12 protein-coding genes and 1 tRNA gene are annotated in these 14684 nt (G+C 66.6%); 7 read left to right on the top strand and 6 right to left on the bottom strand.

Annotated features, from left to right (window positions below; all coding sequences use genetic code 11):
- The first annotated feature begins 29 nt into the window (after positions 1 to 29).
- The 6 genes from EJP67_RS22150 (at position 30) to ileS (ending at position 8118) form a co-directional block, all read left to right on the top strand.
- Positions 30 to 755, top strand: a complete 726-nt coding sequence (locus EJP67_RS22150) for an alanyl-tRNA editing protein (protein WP_126023870.1) — start codon at positions 30 to 32, stop codon at positions 753 to 755.
- A 30-nt stretch (positions 756 to 785) separates the two neighbouring features.
- Complete coding sequence (locus tag EJP67_RS22145) at positions 786 to 1403, top strand: Rieske 2Fe-2S domain-containing protein (protein WP_126023869.1); 618 nt, start codon at positions 786 to 788, stop codon at positions 1401 to 1403.
- A gap of 277 nt (positions 1404 to 1680) precedes the next feature.
- Entirely contained in the window at positions 1681 to 2787 is a 1107-nt protein-coding gene (locus EJP67_RS22140) for a Leu/Phe/Val dehydrogenase (protein ID WP_126023868.1), read from the top strand.
- Entirely contained in the window at positions 2784 to 3926 is a 1143-nt protein-coding gene (gene argE / locus EJP67_RS22135; protein WP_126023867.1) for an acetylornithine deacetylase, read from the top strand. Before EJP67_RS22140 ends, argE begins: the two co-directional genes overlap by 4 nt.
- Positions 3923 to 5278: an MFS transporter gene (locus EJP67_RS22130; RefSeq protein WP_126023866.1), complete on the top strand. Its 1356-nt coding sequence runs from the start codon at positions 3923 to 3925 to the stop codon at positions 5276 to 5278. The genes argE and EJP67_RS22130 overlap by 4 nt, the downstream gene beginning before the upstream one ends.
- A gap of 47 nt (positions 5279 to 5325) precedes the next feature.
- A complete protein-coding gene (gene ileS / locus EJP67_RS22125) occupies positions 5326 to 8118 on the top strand; it encodes an isoleucine--tRNA ligase (RefSeq protein WP_126023865.1) in 2793 nt (930 codons plus the stop codon).
- A 70-nt stretch (positions 8119 to 8188) separates the two neighbouring features.
- Here ileS and EJP67_RS22120 read toward each other — a convergent pair.
- The 6 genes from EJP67_RS22120 to cysS all read right to left on the bottom strand — a co-directional run bounded on the left by EJP67_RS22120 (position 8189) and on the right by cysS (position 13805).
- Positions 8189 to 8281: transfer RNA gene (locus EJP67_RS22120), tRNA-Ser, on the bottom strand.
- Between the two features lie 27 nt (positions 8282 to 8308).
- Positions 8309 to 9577, bottom strand: coding sequence for an aspartate kinase (locus EJP67_RS22115; RefSeq protein ID WP_126023864.1), 1269 nt, complete (start codon positions 9575 to 9577; stop codon positions 8309 to 8311).
- Positions 9578 to 9632: 55 nt separating this feature from the next.
- A complete protein-coding gene (tilS, locus tag EJP67_RS22110; RefSeq protein WP_126023863.1) occupies positions 9633 to 10610 on the bottom strand; it encodes a tRNA lysidine(34) synthetase TilS in 978 nt (325 codons plus the stop codon).
- Positions 10611 to 10625: 15 nt separating this feature from the next.
- On the bottom strand, positions 10626 to 11609 hold the full coding sequence (locus EJP67_RS22105; RefSeq protein ID WP_126023862.1) for an acetyl-CoA carboxylase carboxyltransferase subunit alpha: 984 nt from the start codon (positions 11607 to 11609) through the stop codon (positions 10626 to 10628).
- A 151-nt stretch (positions 11610 to 11760) separates the two neighbouring features.
- Positions 11761 to 12411 (bottom strand): DNA-3-methyladenine glycosylase family protein, encoded by a 651-nt coding sequence (locus EJP67_RS22100; protein ID WP_126023861.1) that lies wholly within the window; start codon positions 12409 to 12411, stop codon positions 11761 to 11763.
- Between the two features lie 17 nt (positions 12412 to 12428).
- Positions 12429 to 13805, bottom strand: coding sequence for a cysteine--tRNA ligase (gene cysS / locus EJP67_RS22095; RefSeq protein ID WP_126023860.1), 1377 nt, complete (start codon positions 13803 to 13805; stop codon positions 12429 to 12431).
- Positions 13806 to 14021: 216 nt separating this feature from the next.
- Here cysS and EJP67_RS22090 point away from each other — a divergent pair, with 216 nt between their 5' ends.
- Positions 14022 to 14612 carry a tetratricopeptide repeat protein gene (locus EJP67_RS22090; protein WP_126023859.1) on the top strand — a complete coding sequence of 197 codons (591 nt, stop codon included), beginning with the start codon at positions 14022 to 14024 and terminating at the stop codon, positions 14610 to 14612.
- Positions 14613 to 14684: the final 72 nt, after the last annotated feature.

The following is a 14684-nucleotide window of genomic DNA, read 5'->3' as shown; positions in this document are numbered from 1 at the left end:
TCAAGCATCCCGCACAACCCGAGGAATTCATGTCTCCGTATCTCTGCCACATCGAACCCGAGCGCTTCGAATTCGAGGCCGACGTCATCGCGCGCCGGCCGAATGCCGTGCTTCTCGACAAGTCCTACTTCTATCCGGGCGGCGGCGGGCAGCTGGCGGATCGCGGCACGCTGCATTGGAACGGCAGCCAGCTCAGGATCGACCGCATCGAGATGGAGGGCAGGAACGCCTGGCACTACTTCGACGAGGCGGACATCGGCAAGGTGCCGGGCGACAAGGTCATCGCCAGCGTCGACCAGGATTTCCGCTCGATGATGTGCCAGCTGCACACCGGCCTGCACATCCTGAACGCCCTCGTCTACCAGCGCTTCGAAGGCTCCCTGGTCACCGGCGTGCAGATGGCGGCCGACGGCACGGCCCGCATCGACTTCGACCTGCCCACGGTCGACAACAACGAGCTGCGCAGGCTCGAGCCCGAGCTCAACAGCCTGATCTCCGAGGGGCTGCAGGTGAACGCTGTGTATCTCGATTCGGCCGCGCTCGCGCGCGAGCCCGGCGTGCTGCGCAGCCGCTCGGTCGCGCCGCCGGCCCAGGACGACGGCACCACGCGCATCATCGAGATCGTGGGCCTCGACCGGCAGGCCTGCGGCGGCACCCATCTTTCGAAGACTTCGCAGTCGGCGCCGCTGCGCATCATGAAGATCGAGAACAAGGGGCAGCACAACCGGAGGATCCGGATCGGACTGGTCAAGTAGACCGATCCAGCACACCGAGGAAGGCAAGACATGACGGTCGAAGCGGCTCTTCCACGTCCCTTGCCCGAGGGCTTCCTGCCTTCCGGCTGCAGCTACGCGCAGCAGGACTGGCCCGTGCTCGCGCGGCAGTGGTTTCCGCTCGTGCGCGCCGACGATCCGCTTGCGAAGCCGAGACAGGTCGTGCTGCTGAACCTGCGGCTCGCCGTCTACCGCATGCCCGACGGCATGCGCATCGGCCGCGACATGTGCCCGCACCGCGGGCTGCCGCTGAGCAGCGGGCGCATCGAGGGAGAAGAGCTGGTCTGCGCCTACCACGGCCTGCGCTTCGGCTCCGATGGGCAATGCCGGCTGGTGCCGGAGAAGCTCGCGCCCAAGACGGCGGATTGCTTCAGGATCACGGCGTTTCCGGCGGTCGAGCGGCATGGTCTTATCTGGACCTGCCTGATTCCCGAGGACGAGACCTGGATGCCTTCCATTCCCTCTTCGGAGGGGACATCACCGCTGGATGGCGCGGTATCGATCTTCAAACTTTCAATCGAACCTCTGAGCGATTCACAGAAGGAGCTCGCGCTTAACGAGCTGCACAGACTTCTCAAGGAGATGGCCTTCGGCGGAATGCCGAACAGCCTTCTCTCCTCTGGGACCTGAATTTTCTCCGCCAGAAATTTTCGCCAATATCACGGCGACTCTCCCTGTCATGCTTGACCTCAAAGCGAGGCCAACACATGACGCAATCATTCCGCCAGGCAAGCACTGAAGTCCTGCCGCTATGCGGCTCGCAGCCCGATGTCCGTCCGGTGGAGCTGCTTCTATACCTGCGCCGCCTGCTGCTGTACCTAGCGTCCTCTTGCAGGCATTGACAAGGCGGCCTTCCACAGTTCGAAGCAGCTCCGCACTCGTTCACCCGAACTCGAAAAAAAACCAGATGACAGTCTTCTCCACCGAGTCTTTCGCGGACCACGAACAGGTCGTTTTCATATCCGATGACCGGGTCGGGCTCCGGGCCATCATCGCCGTCCACAGCACCAAGCTCGGCCCCGCGCTGGGCGGCTGCCGGATGTATCCGTACGCCGACGAGGCTTCCGCCCTGCGCGACGTGCTCCGGCTCTCGCGCGGCATGACCTTCAAGGCCGCTGCCGCGGGGCTGGGCCTGGGCGGCGGCAAGTCGGTGATCCTCGGCGATCCGCGCAAGAGCAAGACGCCCGACCTGCTGCGGGCGATGGGCGTGGCGGTCAACCGCCTGGGCGGGCGCTACATCACGGCCGAAGATGTCGGCACCACGGTCGACGACTTCGCCTGGGTACGGCAGAGCACTCGGCATGTGGTCGGCCTGCCGGAGGCACTGGGCGGCACGGGCGACCCGTCGCCGACCACGGCGCTGGGGGTCTACCACGGCATTGTGGCCGGCGTCGCGCACCGGCTGGGCCGCGACCTGTGCGGGCTGACGGTGGCCGTGCAGGGCCTGGGCAACGTCGGCTGGAGCCTGTGCCGGCTGCTCGCCGAGGCAGGAGCGCACCTGGTGGTGTGCGACATCGATCCGGTACTCGCGGGGAAGGCCGCAGCCGAGTTCGGCGCCAAGATCGTCGAGCCCGACGCGATCTACGCCGTGCAGGCCGATGTGTTCGCTCCCTGCGCGATGGGCGCCGTCGTCAACGACAAGACACTGCCGCAGATGCGCTTTCGCGTGATCGCGGGCGGCGCGAACAACCAGCTCGCGCGCGACGAGCACGGCCGGCAGTTGCGCGAGAGGGAGATCCTCTACGCGCCGGATTTCGTCATCAACGCGGGCGGCCTGATCCGCGTGGCGTCGGAGCACGAAGGCTTCAACCGCGCGAAGGTCGATTCGCAGGTGGAAGGCATCGGTGCCACGCTGCGCCGCATCTTCGAGCTGGCCGACCGCGAGGGTACGCCGACCCAGTCGGCCGCGATGCGGCTCGTGCAGGAGCGGCTGGGCGGCAGCGGCAAGCCGGGCGGCACCGCCACAAGCACCGGCAACACCAACGAGCGGCCCCTTGCCGAGCGCGTCGCATGAACACCATCGACATCCTGCGCGCCCTGGTGGCATTCGACACGACTTCGCATCGTTCAAACCTCGAGCTGATCCACTGGATCGCCGACTACCTCGCGGGGCACGGCGTGAAGGTGCAGCTCGTGCACAGCGAAGACAGGCGCAAGGCCAACCTGCTGGCCAGCATCGGCCCCGACACCGCCGGCGGCATGGTGCTCTCGGGGCACAGCGACGTGGTGCCCGTGACCGGCCAGAACTGGAGCGCCAGCCCCTTCACGCTGGTCGAGCGCAACGGGCGCCTGCACGGGCGCGGCGCGGCGGACATGAAGGGCTTCATCGCCGCGTGCCTGTCGGCCGTGCCCTCGTGGCGGCGGCAGCCGCTGCGCCGGCCGATCCACCTGGCCTTTTCCTATGACGAGGAGATCGGCTGCCTGGGCGTTCCGCAGTTGGTGGAGCGACTGAAGGCACAGGTGGAAGAACCCGCGCTGGCCATCGTCGGCGAGCCGACCGAGATGCGCGTCGGCGTGCGGCATCGCGGCTTCTTCGGGCACCGTGCGCTCTTCACCGGGCTGCCCGCGCATTCGAGCGACCCGTCGCTGGGCGCCAGCGCGATCGAGCCCGCCGCCTACCTCGTCACCCGGCTCGCCGGGCTTCGGCGCAGCCTTGCGGGGCGCGGCGGCGAGGCCACCATCAACATCGGCCAGATCAACGGCGGCACCGCGATCAACATCGTGCCGGGCTGCTGCGAGGTGCTGTGGGAGTTCCGGCCGCAGGACGAGGCCACGGCCCGGCTCGTGCGCGACGCGGTCCGCGATGCGCTGGCCGACCTCCCCGCCGGCGTGACGGTGGAAGCCAGCCAGGTCGCCGGCGTGCCGGCGCTTTCGGCGCGCGACAACGACACGGCCGTCTCCGTGGCACGCGAACTCGGCGCGCTCTGGCCCGAGGCGGAACTGCCCTTCGGCACCGAGGCCGGCTTCTTCCAGCAGGTCGGCATCTCGACGGTGGTCTGCGGCCCCGGCTCCATCGCGCAGGCGCACCAGCCCGACGAATGGATCGCCGCAAGCCAGCTGCAGGCGGCCGACCGCTTCATGCAATCGGCCGGCGCTTGGGCCCTTTCCAGGTCCGCCACCCGTTCAACGACTCCAACTCTCAAGACAGCATGAAAAACATTGACGCTGCCACGCTGGCGGACGCCACGAGCAACCTCGCTCCCCTTTCCTCTTCCCACGAAGTTCCCGTGCAGGCCGCACGAACACAGGATGCGACGCGCCGCACAATCCTCGCCGCCGTCATCGGCAACACGCTGGAGTGGTTCGACTTCGCGGTCTACGGCTTCTTCGCGCTCACGATCTCGCGCCTCTTCTTTCCCACAGGCGACGAGACCTCCTCGCTGCTGCTGACAGTAGCGACCTTCGGCGTGGGTTTCGTGATGCGGCCGGTCGGCGCGGTGGTCCTGGGCGCGCTCGGCGACTCGCGCGGGCGCAAGGCGGCGCTGTCCACCACGATCATGCTGATGGCGCTGGGCACGGCCATGATCGGCTTCGCGCCGACGTATGCCGACGCGGGCCTCTGGGCGCCCGCCTGGATCGTGCTGGCGCGGCTGATACAGGGCTTCTCCGCCGGCGGCGAGGTCGGCGGCGCGACGGCCTTCCTGGTCGAGCACGCGCCCAAGGGCCGACGAGGCTACTTCGCGAGCTGGCAGCAGGCGAGCCAGGCCGGCGCGCTGCTGCTGGGTTCGGTCTTCGGCGCGACGCTGACCGATGTGCTCACGCCGGAGCAGCTCCAGGCGTGGGGGTGGCGAGTGCCCTTCCTGTTCGGGTTGATCATCGGGCCGGTGGGCTGGTACATCCGCACCCGCACCCAGGAGCCCGAGAGCTTCCGGCAGGCCAGGGCGGCGGGCCAGCAGGCTTCGCCCCTCAGGCAGGCGCTGGGGTCCTATCGCAGGGAAATCATCGCCGGCTTCGGCGTGACCATCGTGTGGACGGTGTGCACGTATTTCTTCCTGGTCTACATGCCGACGTATGCGGTGCGCACGCTGAAGCTGCCGCAGAGCGTGTCGCTGTGGGCCAATGGCGCGGGGCTGATGGTGCTGGTGGTGCTGGCGCCCTTCTTCGGCGCGCTGTCGGATCGCATCGGGCGCAGGCCGCTGCTGATCGGCTTCGCCACCGCGATCCTGGTGCTGGCCTATCCAGCGCTGTGGCTTCTCACGGCCGTGCCCAACCCGTCGACGCTGACCATCGTGCTGCTGGTCTTCGCGGTGCTGATCGCCGGCTTCACCGGCCCCGCGCCCGCTGCCATGGCCGAGCTCTATCCGCCGCAGGTGCGGTCCACGGGTCTTTCCATTGCCTACAACTTCGCTGTCACGATCTTCGGGGGCTTCGCGCCCTTCATTGCAACGGCGCTGATCGCGCGGACGGGGAATCCGCTCGCTCCCGCCTGGTACGTGGTGTTCGCGGCGGCGGCCAGCCTCGTCGCGCTGCTGGCGGCCGGCTCGGCCTTGCGCAACAGGGACTGACCGACAACAACGCAACCGACCGCTCTCCCGAAAAAAGAAAACACCGCATGCCAGACCTGAAAGACACCCTGAACCTGCTGAAGACACCGTTCCCGATGAAGGGCGACCTGCCGAAGCGCGAGCCCGCACTGGTCGAGCGCTGGGCGCAGCAGCGCATCTACGGGCGGATGCGCGAAACGGCCGCCGGGCGCCCGCCGTTCGTGCTGCACGACGGCCCGCCGTACGCGAACGGCGACATCCATATCGGGCACGCGGTGAACAAGGTGCTCAAGGACATGGTCTTCAAGAGCCGCTTCTTCGACGGCTTCGACTCGCAATGGATTCCGGGCTGGGATTGCCACGGCATGCCCATCGAGCACCGCATCGAGCAGATGAACGGCCGGGGCCTGCCGACCGAGCAGGTGCAAAAGCTGTGCCGCGACTACGCCATGCAGCAGACGCTGAGCCAGAAGAAGGACTTCCTGCGCCTGGGCCTGCTCGGCGACTGGGACCGGGCCTTTCGCACCATGGACTTCGAGACCGAGGCCAACGAGATCCGCTTTCTCGATCGCATCCGCCAGCGCGGCCTGCTGTTTCGCGGCCAGAAGCCGGTGAACTGGTGCGTCGATTGCCAGTCGGCGCTGGCGGAAGCCGAGCTCGAATACGCGTCCAAGCGCTCGACGACGGCGTATGTGGGCATGCGGGCGATGGATGCGGCCGACTTGGCGTTGCGCTTCAAATGCGCCGTTGCTCCCGGCAAGCAGGTCCGCATCGTGATCTGGACCACGACGCCTTGGACGCTGCCCGGCAACGCCGCCGTGGGCCTGGCCGCCGAAGCCAGCTACGGCCTGTACGACACGCCCGACGGCATGCTGGTGCTTGCGGCGGAAAGCGGTGCGAAGCTGCTGGACGCCTTCGGAATCGAGCATGAGCTGCGCGCGGTCGCACCCGGCATGGAGCTCGTCGGAACGATGCTGAAGCATCCGCTGCAGGACATCGCGGTGCCCATGGTGGCCGCCGATTTCGTCTCGCTGGACACCGGCACCGGCCTCGTCCATCTCGCGCCGGCGCATGGCGCGGAAGACTTCGAGCTGTGCCGCGGCCTGGGCATCGCCGGCGACAACGTGATCGACGGCGGCGGCCGCTTCGTGCCCGGCCTGCCGGTGATCGGCGGCATGGCGCTGGAGCAAGGCAGCAAGGCGATCCTCGAGATGCTGAAGGCCGATGGCTCGCTTCTCAGGCAGGAGCGCATCGAGCACTCGTATCCCCACTGCTGGCGGCACAAGACGCCGATCCTGTTCCGCTCGACCACGCAATGGTTCATCGGCATGGACCGACTCGCGACCGGTGGCGAACACACGCTGCGCGAGACCGCGCGCGAGGCGATCCGCGACGTCCCCTTCTACCCGGCATCGGGCCGCTCACGCATGGAAGCGATGATCGACGGCAGGCCCGACTGGTGCATCTCGCGCCAGCGCGCATGGGGCGTGCCTCTCGCCTTCTTCGTGCGGCGCAGCGACAACTCGCTGCACCCCGAGACCGCGCGCCTCACCGAGGAAGTGGCGCGGCGCGTGGAGCGCGAAGGAATTTCCGCCTGGGCAAGGCTGAGCCCCGCGGACTTGGGCGTGGATGAGTCGGAGTACGAGAAGCTGTCGGACACCCTCGACGTGTGGTTCGACTCCGGCTCGATCCATGCCACCGTCTACAGGAACGCGCAGCGCCCCGATGCGCACGCCTATCCGGCGGACCTGTATCTCGAAGGCTCCGACCAGCATCGCGGCTGGTTCGGCTCCTCGCTCATGACGGGCTGCGCGGCGGACGCACGCGCGCCCTTCAAGGCGGTGCTGACGCACGGCTTCGCCGTCGACGGAAACGGCAGGAAGATGAGCAAGTCGCTGGGCAACACCGTCAGCCCGCAGGAAGTGGCGAGCACGCGGGGCGCGGAGATCATCCGGCTGTGGGTCGCCAGCACCGACTACTCGACGGAGATCTCGGTGTCGGAGGAAATCCTGGACCGCGTCGTCGAGATGTACCGGCGCATCCGCAACACGATCCGCTTCCTGCTGCTGAACGTCTCGGACTTCGACGCGGGCGCCGACGCGGTGGCCGCAAGCGATCTGGCAAGCGTCGACCGCTACGCGCTGGTGCGTTGCCGCGAACTGGTCGAGCAATGTCGCCAGAGCTACCGCGAGTACGACTTCGTCTCGGTGACTCGGCTCATCCACGGCTACTGCGCGGACGAGCTGGGCGGCTTCTATCTCGACGTGCTGAAGGACCGGCTGTACGCGAGCGCGCGCGACAGCCACGAAAGGCGCTCCGCACAGACTGCGCTGCACGCCATCGTGAAGAACCTCCTGCTGCTCGCAGCACCGATCCTCAGCTTCACCGCGGAAGAAGCGTGGATGGTGCTATTTGAAGCGGAGAAGAATGATGGCAGCGTGTTCCTCCACACCTGGGATGAAGCCACGCCGCCCATCATGGACGACGACCCGGATGTCGCCGGGTTCTGGCGGCATGCGAGGCAGCTGCGCCCTGCCGTGATGAAGGCGATCGAGGATCTGCGCTCGACGGGTGACATCGGTCGCTCCATCGAGGCGAACATCGTGATCGAGGCGCCCGAGGAAGTCGTCGAGTCGCTCGCGCTGCTGGATTCGGAGCTGGCTTCGATCTTCATGGTCGCCGACGTGGTGCTGAGGGTCGGCAGCAAGGTCGACGTGAGGGTCAGGCAGACCTCGTTCCTGCGCTGCAGGAGGTGCTGGCGGCACGACGCCACCGTGGTGGACGAAGAAGGCGAGCAAGGAATGCTCTGCGAGCGGTGCCGGACAGTGCTCGCCGGACTTCCCGAACTGCACGGCGCCTGATGGCTCCGTCGCCGGATGGAGCCGGCAAAGAAAAAACCCCTGTAGCTGGAGAGCTACAGGGGTCGCATCTTGGCGGAACCGGAGGGATTCGAACCCTCGATGAGGCTCTACACCCCATACTCCCTTAGCAGGGGAGCACCTTCGGCCACTCGGTCACAGTTCCTGAAAGAAGCTGAGATTATGCCACTACTTAGGTGCCCGGCTGATCCAGATCGAAGGCTTTGTGCAGTGCGCGCACTGCCAATTCCATATATTTTTCGTCGATCACGACCGAAGTCTTGATTTCGCTCGTCGAGATCATCTGGATGTTGATACCTTCTTCGGCCAGCACGCGGAACATCTTGCTCGCCACGCCCACGTGGCTGCGCATGCCGATGCCCACGATGCTGACCTTGCAGATCTTGGTGTCGCCGACCACTTCGGTCGCGCCCAGCGAGGGCATCACCTTCGACTGCAGCAGGTCGATCGTCTTCGCGTACTCGTTGCGGTGCACGGTGAAGCTGAAGTCGGTCTTTCCGTCCTTGCTGAGGTTCTGGATGATCACGTCGACTTCGATGTTGGCGTCGGCCACCGCACCGAGGATGTGATACGCGATGCCCGGCTTGTCGGGCACGCCGAGCACCGAGATCTTGGCTTCGTCGCGGTTGAATGCGATGCCGGATACGACGGCTTGTTCCATGTTTTCGTCTTCCTCGAAAGTGATCAGCGTGCCGGACTTGGCCTCTTCATTGATGTCGATGTCCCACGGCGTGAAGCTCGAGAGCACACGCAGCGGCACCTTGTACTTGCCGGCGAATTCCACCGAGCGGATCTGCAGCACCTTGGAGCCCAGGCTCGCCATTTCGAGCATTTCCTCGAAGCTCACGGTCGTCAGGCGGCGCGCATCGGGCTCGACGCGCGGGTCGGTCGTGTAGACGCCGTCCACGTCGGTGTAGATCAGGCACTCGTTGGCCTTCATCGCCGCTGCAATGGCCACGGCCGAGGTGTCGCTGCCGCCGCGGCCCAGCGTGGTGATGTTGCCGTCGTCGTCCACGCCCTGGAAGCCGGTGATGACCACCACCCTGCCGGCATTGAGGTCGGACATGACGCGCTCGCTGTCGATGCTCTCGATGCGGGCCTTGGTGTAGGAGTTGTCGGTGCGCACCGAAACCTGCCAGCCCGCGTAGCTCACGGACTCGACGCCCTCGGCCTGCAGCGCGATGGCCAGCAGTGCCGACGAAGCCTGCTCGCCTGTGGAGGCCAGCATGTCGAGCTCGCGGTTGTGGGCCACGCCGGGTTTGCTGGGCGCCAGTTCCTTGGCCAGGCCGAGCAGGCGGTTGGTCTCGCCGCTCATGGCACTCGGAACCACGATCATCTGGTGGCCTGCGCGCGCCCACTTGGCGACACGCTTGGCGACATTCTTGATGCGCTCGGTCGAGCCCATCGACGTACCGCCGTATTTGTGAACGATCAATGCCATGGGTGAAATCAGAGAAAAGGAAAGGGCCGCTTGATGGGCGGCGCCCTGCAAGCGGTCAGAGCGAAGTCTTCGGCGAGGGCGCAACATTGTACCAATGCAGCAAGTCACCCCTGCGTTCGACGAAACCGGCCGCCACCTTGAGGTGGATGCGATGGCCACGCGTGGTGCAGGCGCGGACCTGGTCGAGCAGCTGGTCGAGCTGCGCCGCGCTCGGCGCACAGCCGTGCGAGCGCACCAGCCAGTGGCGCAGCGCGTTGGCCTGCCGAGCGCGCGACAGCGCCTGCAGCGCGGCGATGCGCGGCGGGCTGCCGACGCTTTCCAGGTCCTGTGCCGCCAGCTCGTTCAGCAGTTGCTGAGCCTGCGCGGCGTGGCTCACACTGCGCGCGAAGGTGGAGCGGAACTGCGGAAAAGCCTGCTCCAGCGCGGGCAGCAGCACGGAGCGGATCCTGTTGCGGGTGTAGCGCGCGTCCTCGTTGGTCGGGTCCTCGATCCACGGCAGCTCGCGGCCGGCCAGCCATTCGCGAACCTCTGCGCCCGCCACCGCGAGCAGCGGACGGTAGATGTCGAGCCCGTTGCGCTGCGCATGCGCCGGCATGGCCGCCAGCCCCGGCAGCCCCGCGCCGCGCGACAGCGCCAGCAGCAGGGTCTCGGCCTGGTCGTCGGCGTGGTGCCCCAGCACGACGGACCTGATCGCTCCCCTGGCCTCGTCCGCACGCGCCATCTCGGCGAATGCCGCGTAGCGGGCCCGGCGGGCTGCGTCTTCGGGGCTTTCGCCCTGCGCATGCCGCGCATCGACGCGATGGACGACCAGGGGCACGCCCAGTCGCTCGCAGATCGCGCGGCAATGCCGCTCGAAGCCATCGGCTGCCGCCTGCAGCCCGTGATGCACATGGAAGGCGACCACCTGTCCCGGCCAGCGCGCAGCGCAGGCGGCCAGCAAGGCGGTCGAATCGGCGCCGCCGCTGAACCCCACTGCCAGCGGCCATTGCGCCGGCTCGAACGCGGCGATGGCGCGTTCGAAAGCGGAGTTCATGACGGCGCCTGTGAGTTACCTGCCGCTGCTGTCGGCCTTGGTGTCGTTGAAGCGGCCGTAGCTCTGCAGGCGCTCGTAGCGGCGCTCCAGCAGTTCCTTCGGCTTGAGGTCGCTGACCTGGCGGAAGGCGTCGTTGAGGGCACGCTTGAGGAAGGCAGCCATCTGGCGATGGTCGCGGTGCGCGCCGCCCACGGGCTCGTTCACGATCTTGTCGACCAGGCCCAGCGCCTTGAGGCGGTGCGCGGTAATGCCCAGCGCGTCGGCGGCTTCCTGAGCCTTCTCGCCCGTCTTCCAGAGGATGGAAGCGCAGCCCTCGGGGCTGATCACGGAATAAATGGAGTACTGCAGCATCAACAACTGGTCGCCGACCGAGATCGCCAGCGCGCCGCCGGAGCCGCCCTCGCCGATGATGGTGACGATGATCGGCACCTCGAGCTGCGCCATCTCGAAGATGTTGCGGCCGATGGCCTCCGACTGGCCGCGCTCCTCGGCGTCGATGCCGGGGTATGCGCCGGGGGTGTCCACGAAGGTGAAGACCGGCAGCTTGAACTTCTCGGCCGTCTTCATCAGGCGCAGCGCCTTGCGGTAGCCCTCGGGCTTGCTCATGCCGAAGTTGCGCGCGGTGCGCTCCTTCGTGTCGCGGCCCTTCTGGTGGCCGATGACCATGCAAGGCACGCCGTTGAAGCGGGCCAGGCCGCCCACGATCGACAGGTCGTCCGAGAAATGGCGGTCGCCGTGCAGTTCGACGAAGTCGGTGAAGATCTCGTTGACGTAGTCCAGCGTGTACGGGCGCTCCGGATGCCGTGCGATCTTGGTGATCTGCCAGGGCGTCAGGTCGCTGTAGATGTCCTTGGTGAGCTGCTGGCTCTTCTTGCCGAGCTGATCGATCTCTTCAGAAATGTCGACCGCGGATTCGGTCTGCACATAGCGCAATTCTTCGATCTTTGTTTCGAGCTCGGCAATCGGCTGCTCGAAGTCGAGGAAGGTTCGTTTCGCCAACGTCTTCTCCTGTTTATTTCAATTTGCTGCCCGCATCCACCGCACCATCCATTCCAGGAACACCAAGGAACCGGCTTCGCCGGGCCTTAGGTGTTGCCCCCTTGAGGGGGTTGGCGAAGCGACACGAAGTGCGCGCAGCCTGGGGGTGTTGCTAATACGTTACTGGAGCGGGATCCAGCGATCGCCAAATATACCAAGTCGCCACGCTGCAATAAGGCGCCCAGGCCACGGCGACATCGCGGGCATCGCTGCGGCTGACCGGGTCGCCCGAGAAGTAGTTGACGCTGATGCCGTTGAGCAGCCCCAGGTCGTCCACGGGCAGCACGTTCGGGCGCATGAGGTGGAAGATGAGGAACATCTCGGCCGTCCATCGGCCGATGCCGCGGATGGCCACGAGTTCCTCGATGATCTGCTCGTCCTCCATGTCCTTCCATGCATCGACGTGCACCAGGCCCGAGTCGAAATGCAGCGCCAGGTCGACGAGATACTCGATCTTGCGTGCCGAGAGCCCCGCGCCGCGCATGTCGTCGACCTTGAGCTTGAGCACGTTGGCCGGCGTCAGCTTGCGCGGCAGCGCGGCGAACTTGTCCCAGACCGACTGCGCGGCCTTGACCGAGATCTGCTGGCCGACCACGCTGCGCGCGAGCGTGGTGAACGCATCGCCGCGCGACTCCAGGCAGGCGTCGCCGAACTTCGGGATCAGCCGCTTCATCACGCGGTCCTTGCGCGAGAGGTGCTTGCACGCCTCCTCCCAATAGTCCGGCGTGTATATCTTGACGCTGGGCTTCCTGGGGGCGGGCATGGGATTCGTCGTTCCGTTCACTGCGCAGCCGCCCAGGTCGTGCCCGTGGGCGAATCCTTGAGCACGATGCCCTGCTCGAGGAGTTCCTGGCGGATGCGGTCGGCTTCGGCGAAGTTCTTCGCGGCCTTGGCGGCGGCGCGGGCGTCGATCTTCGCCTGGATGGTGGCGTCGTCGAGCGTGCTGCCGGCCTGCAGGAAGGCCCGCGGATCGCCCTGCAGGATGCCCAGCGAAGCCGCCAGCGCCTTCAGCAGCCCGGCGGTTTCGGGGGATTTGGTACGGTTCACCTCACCGGCCAGCTCGAACAGCACGGCGATGGCCTCCGGCGTGCCGAAGTCCTCGTCCATGGCGGCCTTGAAGCGCGCGGCATGGGGCTGCGCCCAGTCGATGGCCACCTCGGCCGGCACGACCAGGTCGAGGGCGGTGTACAGGCGCTTCAGCGAATTGCGCGCGTCGTCCAGATGCGCGTCGCTGTAGTTGAGCGCGCTGCGGTAATGCGTGCGCACCAGGAAGAAACGCAGGGTCTCGGCGTCGTACTTCTGCAGCACCTCGCGGATGGTGAAGAAGTTGCCCAGGCTCTTGGACATCTTCTCGTTGTCCACGCGCACGAAGCCGTTGTGCACCCAGAAGCGCGACAGCGGCTTGCCGTTGGCACCCTCGCTCTGCGCGATCTCGTTCTCGTGGTGCGGGAACTGCAGGTCGGCACCGCCGCCGTGGATGTCGAAGGTTTCGCCGAGGGTGGCGCAGCTCATGGCCGAGCATTCGATGTGCCAGCCCGGGCGGCCGGTGCCATAGGCGCTTTCCCATTTCGCGTCGGCGGGCTCGGTCGGCTTGGCGGCCTTCCAGAGCACGAAGTCGAGCGGGTCCTGCTTGCCATCGAGCACGGCAACGCGTTCGCCCGCATGCAGTTCGTCGAGCGACTTGCCGGAGAGCTTGCCGTAGCCCGGGAACTTGCGCACCGCATAGTTCACGTCGCCGTTGTCGGAGCGGTAGGCCAGGCCCTTCTGCTCGAGCTTCTCGATGATGCCGAGCATCTGCGGCACGTATTCGGTGGCGCGCGGCTCGACGGTGGGCGGCTCGATGCCGAGCGCGCCGATGTCCTCGTGCATGGCCGCGATCACTTCGTCGGTCAGCTCGCGAATGGTGATGCCGCGCTGCACCGAGCGGGCGATGATCTTGTCGTCGATGTCGGTGATGTTGCGCACGTAGGTCACGGCGTAGTCGCTGGCGCGCAGCCAGCGCTGCACCACGTCGAACGCCATCATCATGCGGGCGTGACCGATATGGCAGAAGTCGTAGACCGTCATGCCGCAGACGTACATGCGCACCTGTCCCGGTTGCAATGGGGAGAATTCCTCCAATTCACGCGACAGCGTGTTGTAGATGCGCAGACTCATGAGATTCGGAAAACGTCATTTCGCGCGCGTGCGGCACGGGCGAAAGACGGTGTTTTTCAGGGGTGACTGGGACTGTGTTCGCGAGGGGGTCGACATGGCCCCTCGGTTACAATCCGGTCAAGTATAAACGGCCGCCATCGGGTGGCGTCCGGGTGTTCCCCAAGCCCGCGCCCCCGAGTTCGTTCCCCGCATCTCCCCCAAATCCGTCGAGGCTTCATGAAGCACTCCGCTTTCTCCAGACTCTCCATTGCCTTCGCACTGCTGTTCAGCCTCTGGGGCTCCGCGGCGCATGCGAACGAATACGACGACGTGAACGCGCTGCTGCGCCAGGGCAAGTCGAACGAGGCGCTCGCCAAGGCCGACACCTACATCGCCGGCAAGCCACGCGACCCGCAGATGCGCTTCCTGCGCGGCGTGATCCTCACCGAGCAGAACAAGCAGGCCGAGGCCATCATCGCCTTCACCCAGCTCACGCAGGACTTTCCCGAGCTCTCCGAGCCCTACAACAACCTCGCCGCGCTCTACGCGTCGCAAAGCAAGTTCGACCAGGCGCGCGCCGCGCTCGAACAGGCCATCAAGCTCAACCCGAACTACGCCACGGCCCACGAGAACCTCGGTGACGTGTACGCCCGCCTCGCGGCGCAGGAATACGTGCGCGCCCAGCAGTTCGCCAGCACCAACCCCAGCGTCGCGCCCAAGCTCGCGCTGATCCGCCAGATCTTCACCTCGAAGACCGAAGCCGAGGCGGCCGCCCTGCCCGCCGCACCTGTGGTCATCCGCAAGCCGGTCGGCCGCGCCAGCAAATAATCTGTCGCCGCTATCGCGGCACCGCCATGGTGTCGACGGCGCGGCACCGTTCCTCCATCCGCACACGGAGCC

It is taken from the genome of Variovorax guangxiensis, assembly GCF_003952165.1.
GTDB classification, from domain to species: Bacteria; Pseudomonadota; Gammaproteobacteria; order Burkholderiales; family Burkholderiaceae_C; genus Variovorax; species Variovorax guangxiensis.
This window is presented reverse-complemented; position numbering and strand designations above follow the sequence as displayed.

Coding starts and splice junctions, on each gene's coding strand:
- EJP67_RS22140 (WP_126023868.1), top strand. CDS start 1,681: ATGACAGTCTTCTCCACCGAGTCTTTCGCGGACCACGAACAGGTCGTT.
- EJP67_RS22115 (WP_126023864.1), bottom strand. CDS start 9,577: ATGGCATTGATCGTTCACAAATACGGCGGTACGTCGATGGGCTCGACC.
- EJP67_RS22145 (WP_126023869.1), top strand. CDS start 786: ATGACGGTCGAAGCGGCTCTTCCACGTCCCTTGCCCGAGGGCTTCCTG.
- cysS (WP_126023860.1), bottom strand. CDS start 13,805: ATGAGTCTGCGCATCTACAACACGCTGTCGCGTGAATTGGAGGAATTC.
- EJP67_RS22090 (WP_126023859.1), top strand. CDS start 14,022: ATGAAGCACTCCGCTTTCTCCAGACTCTCCATTGCCTTCGCACTGCTG.
- EJP67_RS22130 (WP_126023866.1), top strand. CDS start 3,923: ATGAAAAACATTGACGCTGCCACGCTGGCGGACGCCACGAGCAACCTC.
- EJP67_RS22150 (WP_126023870.1), top strand. CDS start 30: ATGTCTCCGTATCTCTGCCACATCGAACCCGAGCGCTTCGAATTCGAG.
- argE (WP_126023867.1), top strand. CDS start 2,784: ATGAACACCATCGACATCCTGCGCGCCCTGGTGGCATTCGACACGACT.
- ileS (WP_126023865.1), top strand. CDS start 5,326: ATGCCAGACCTGAAAGACACCCTGAACCTGCTGAAGACACCGTTCCCG.
- EJP67_RS22100 (WP_126023861.1), bottom strand. CDS start 12,411: ATGCCCGCCCCCAGGAAGCCCAGCGTCAAGATATACACGCCGGACTAT.
- tilS (WP_126023863.1), bottom strand. CDS start 10,610: ATGAACTCCGCTTTCGAACGCGCCATCGCCGCGTTCGAGCCGGCGCAA.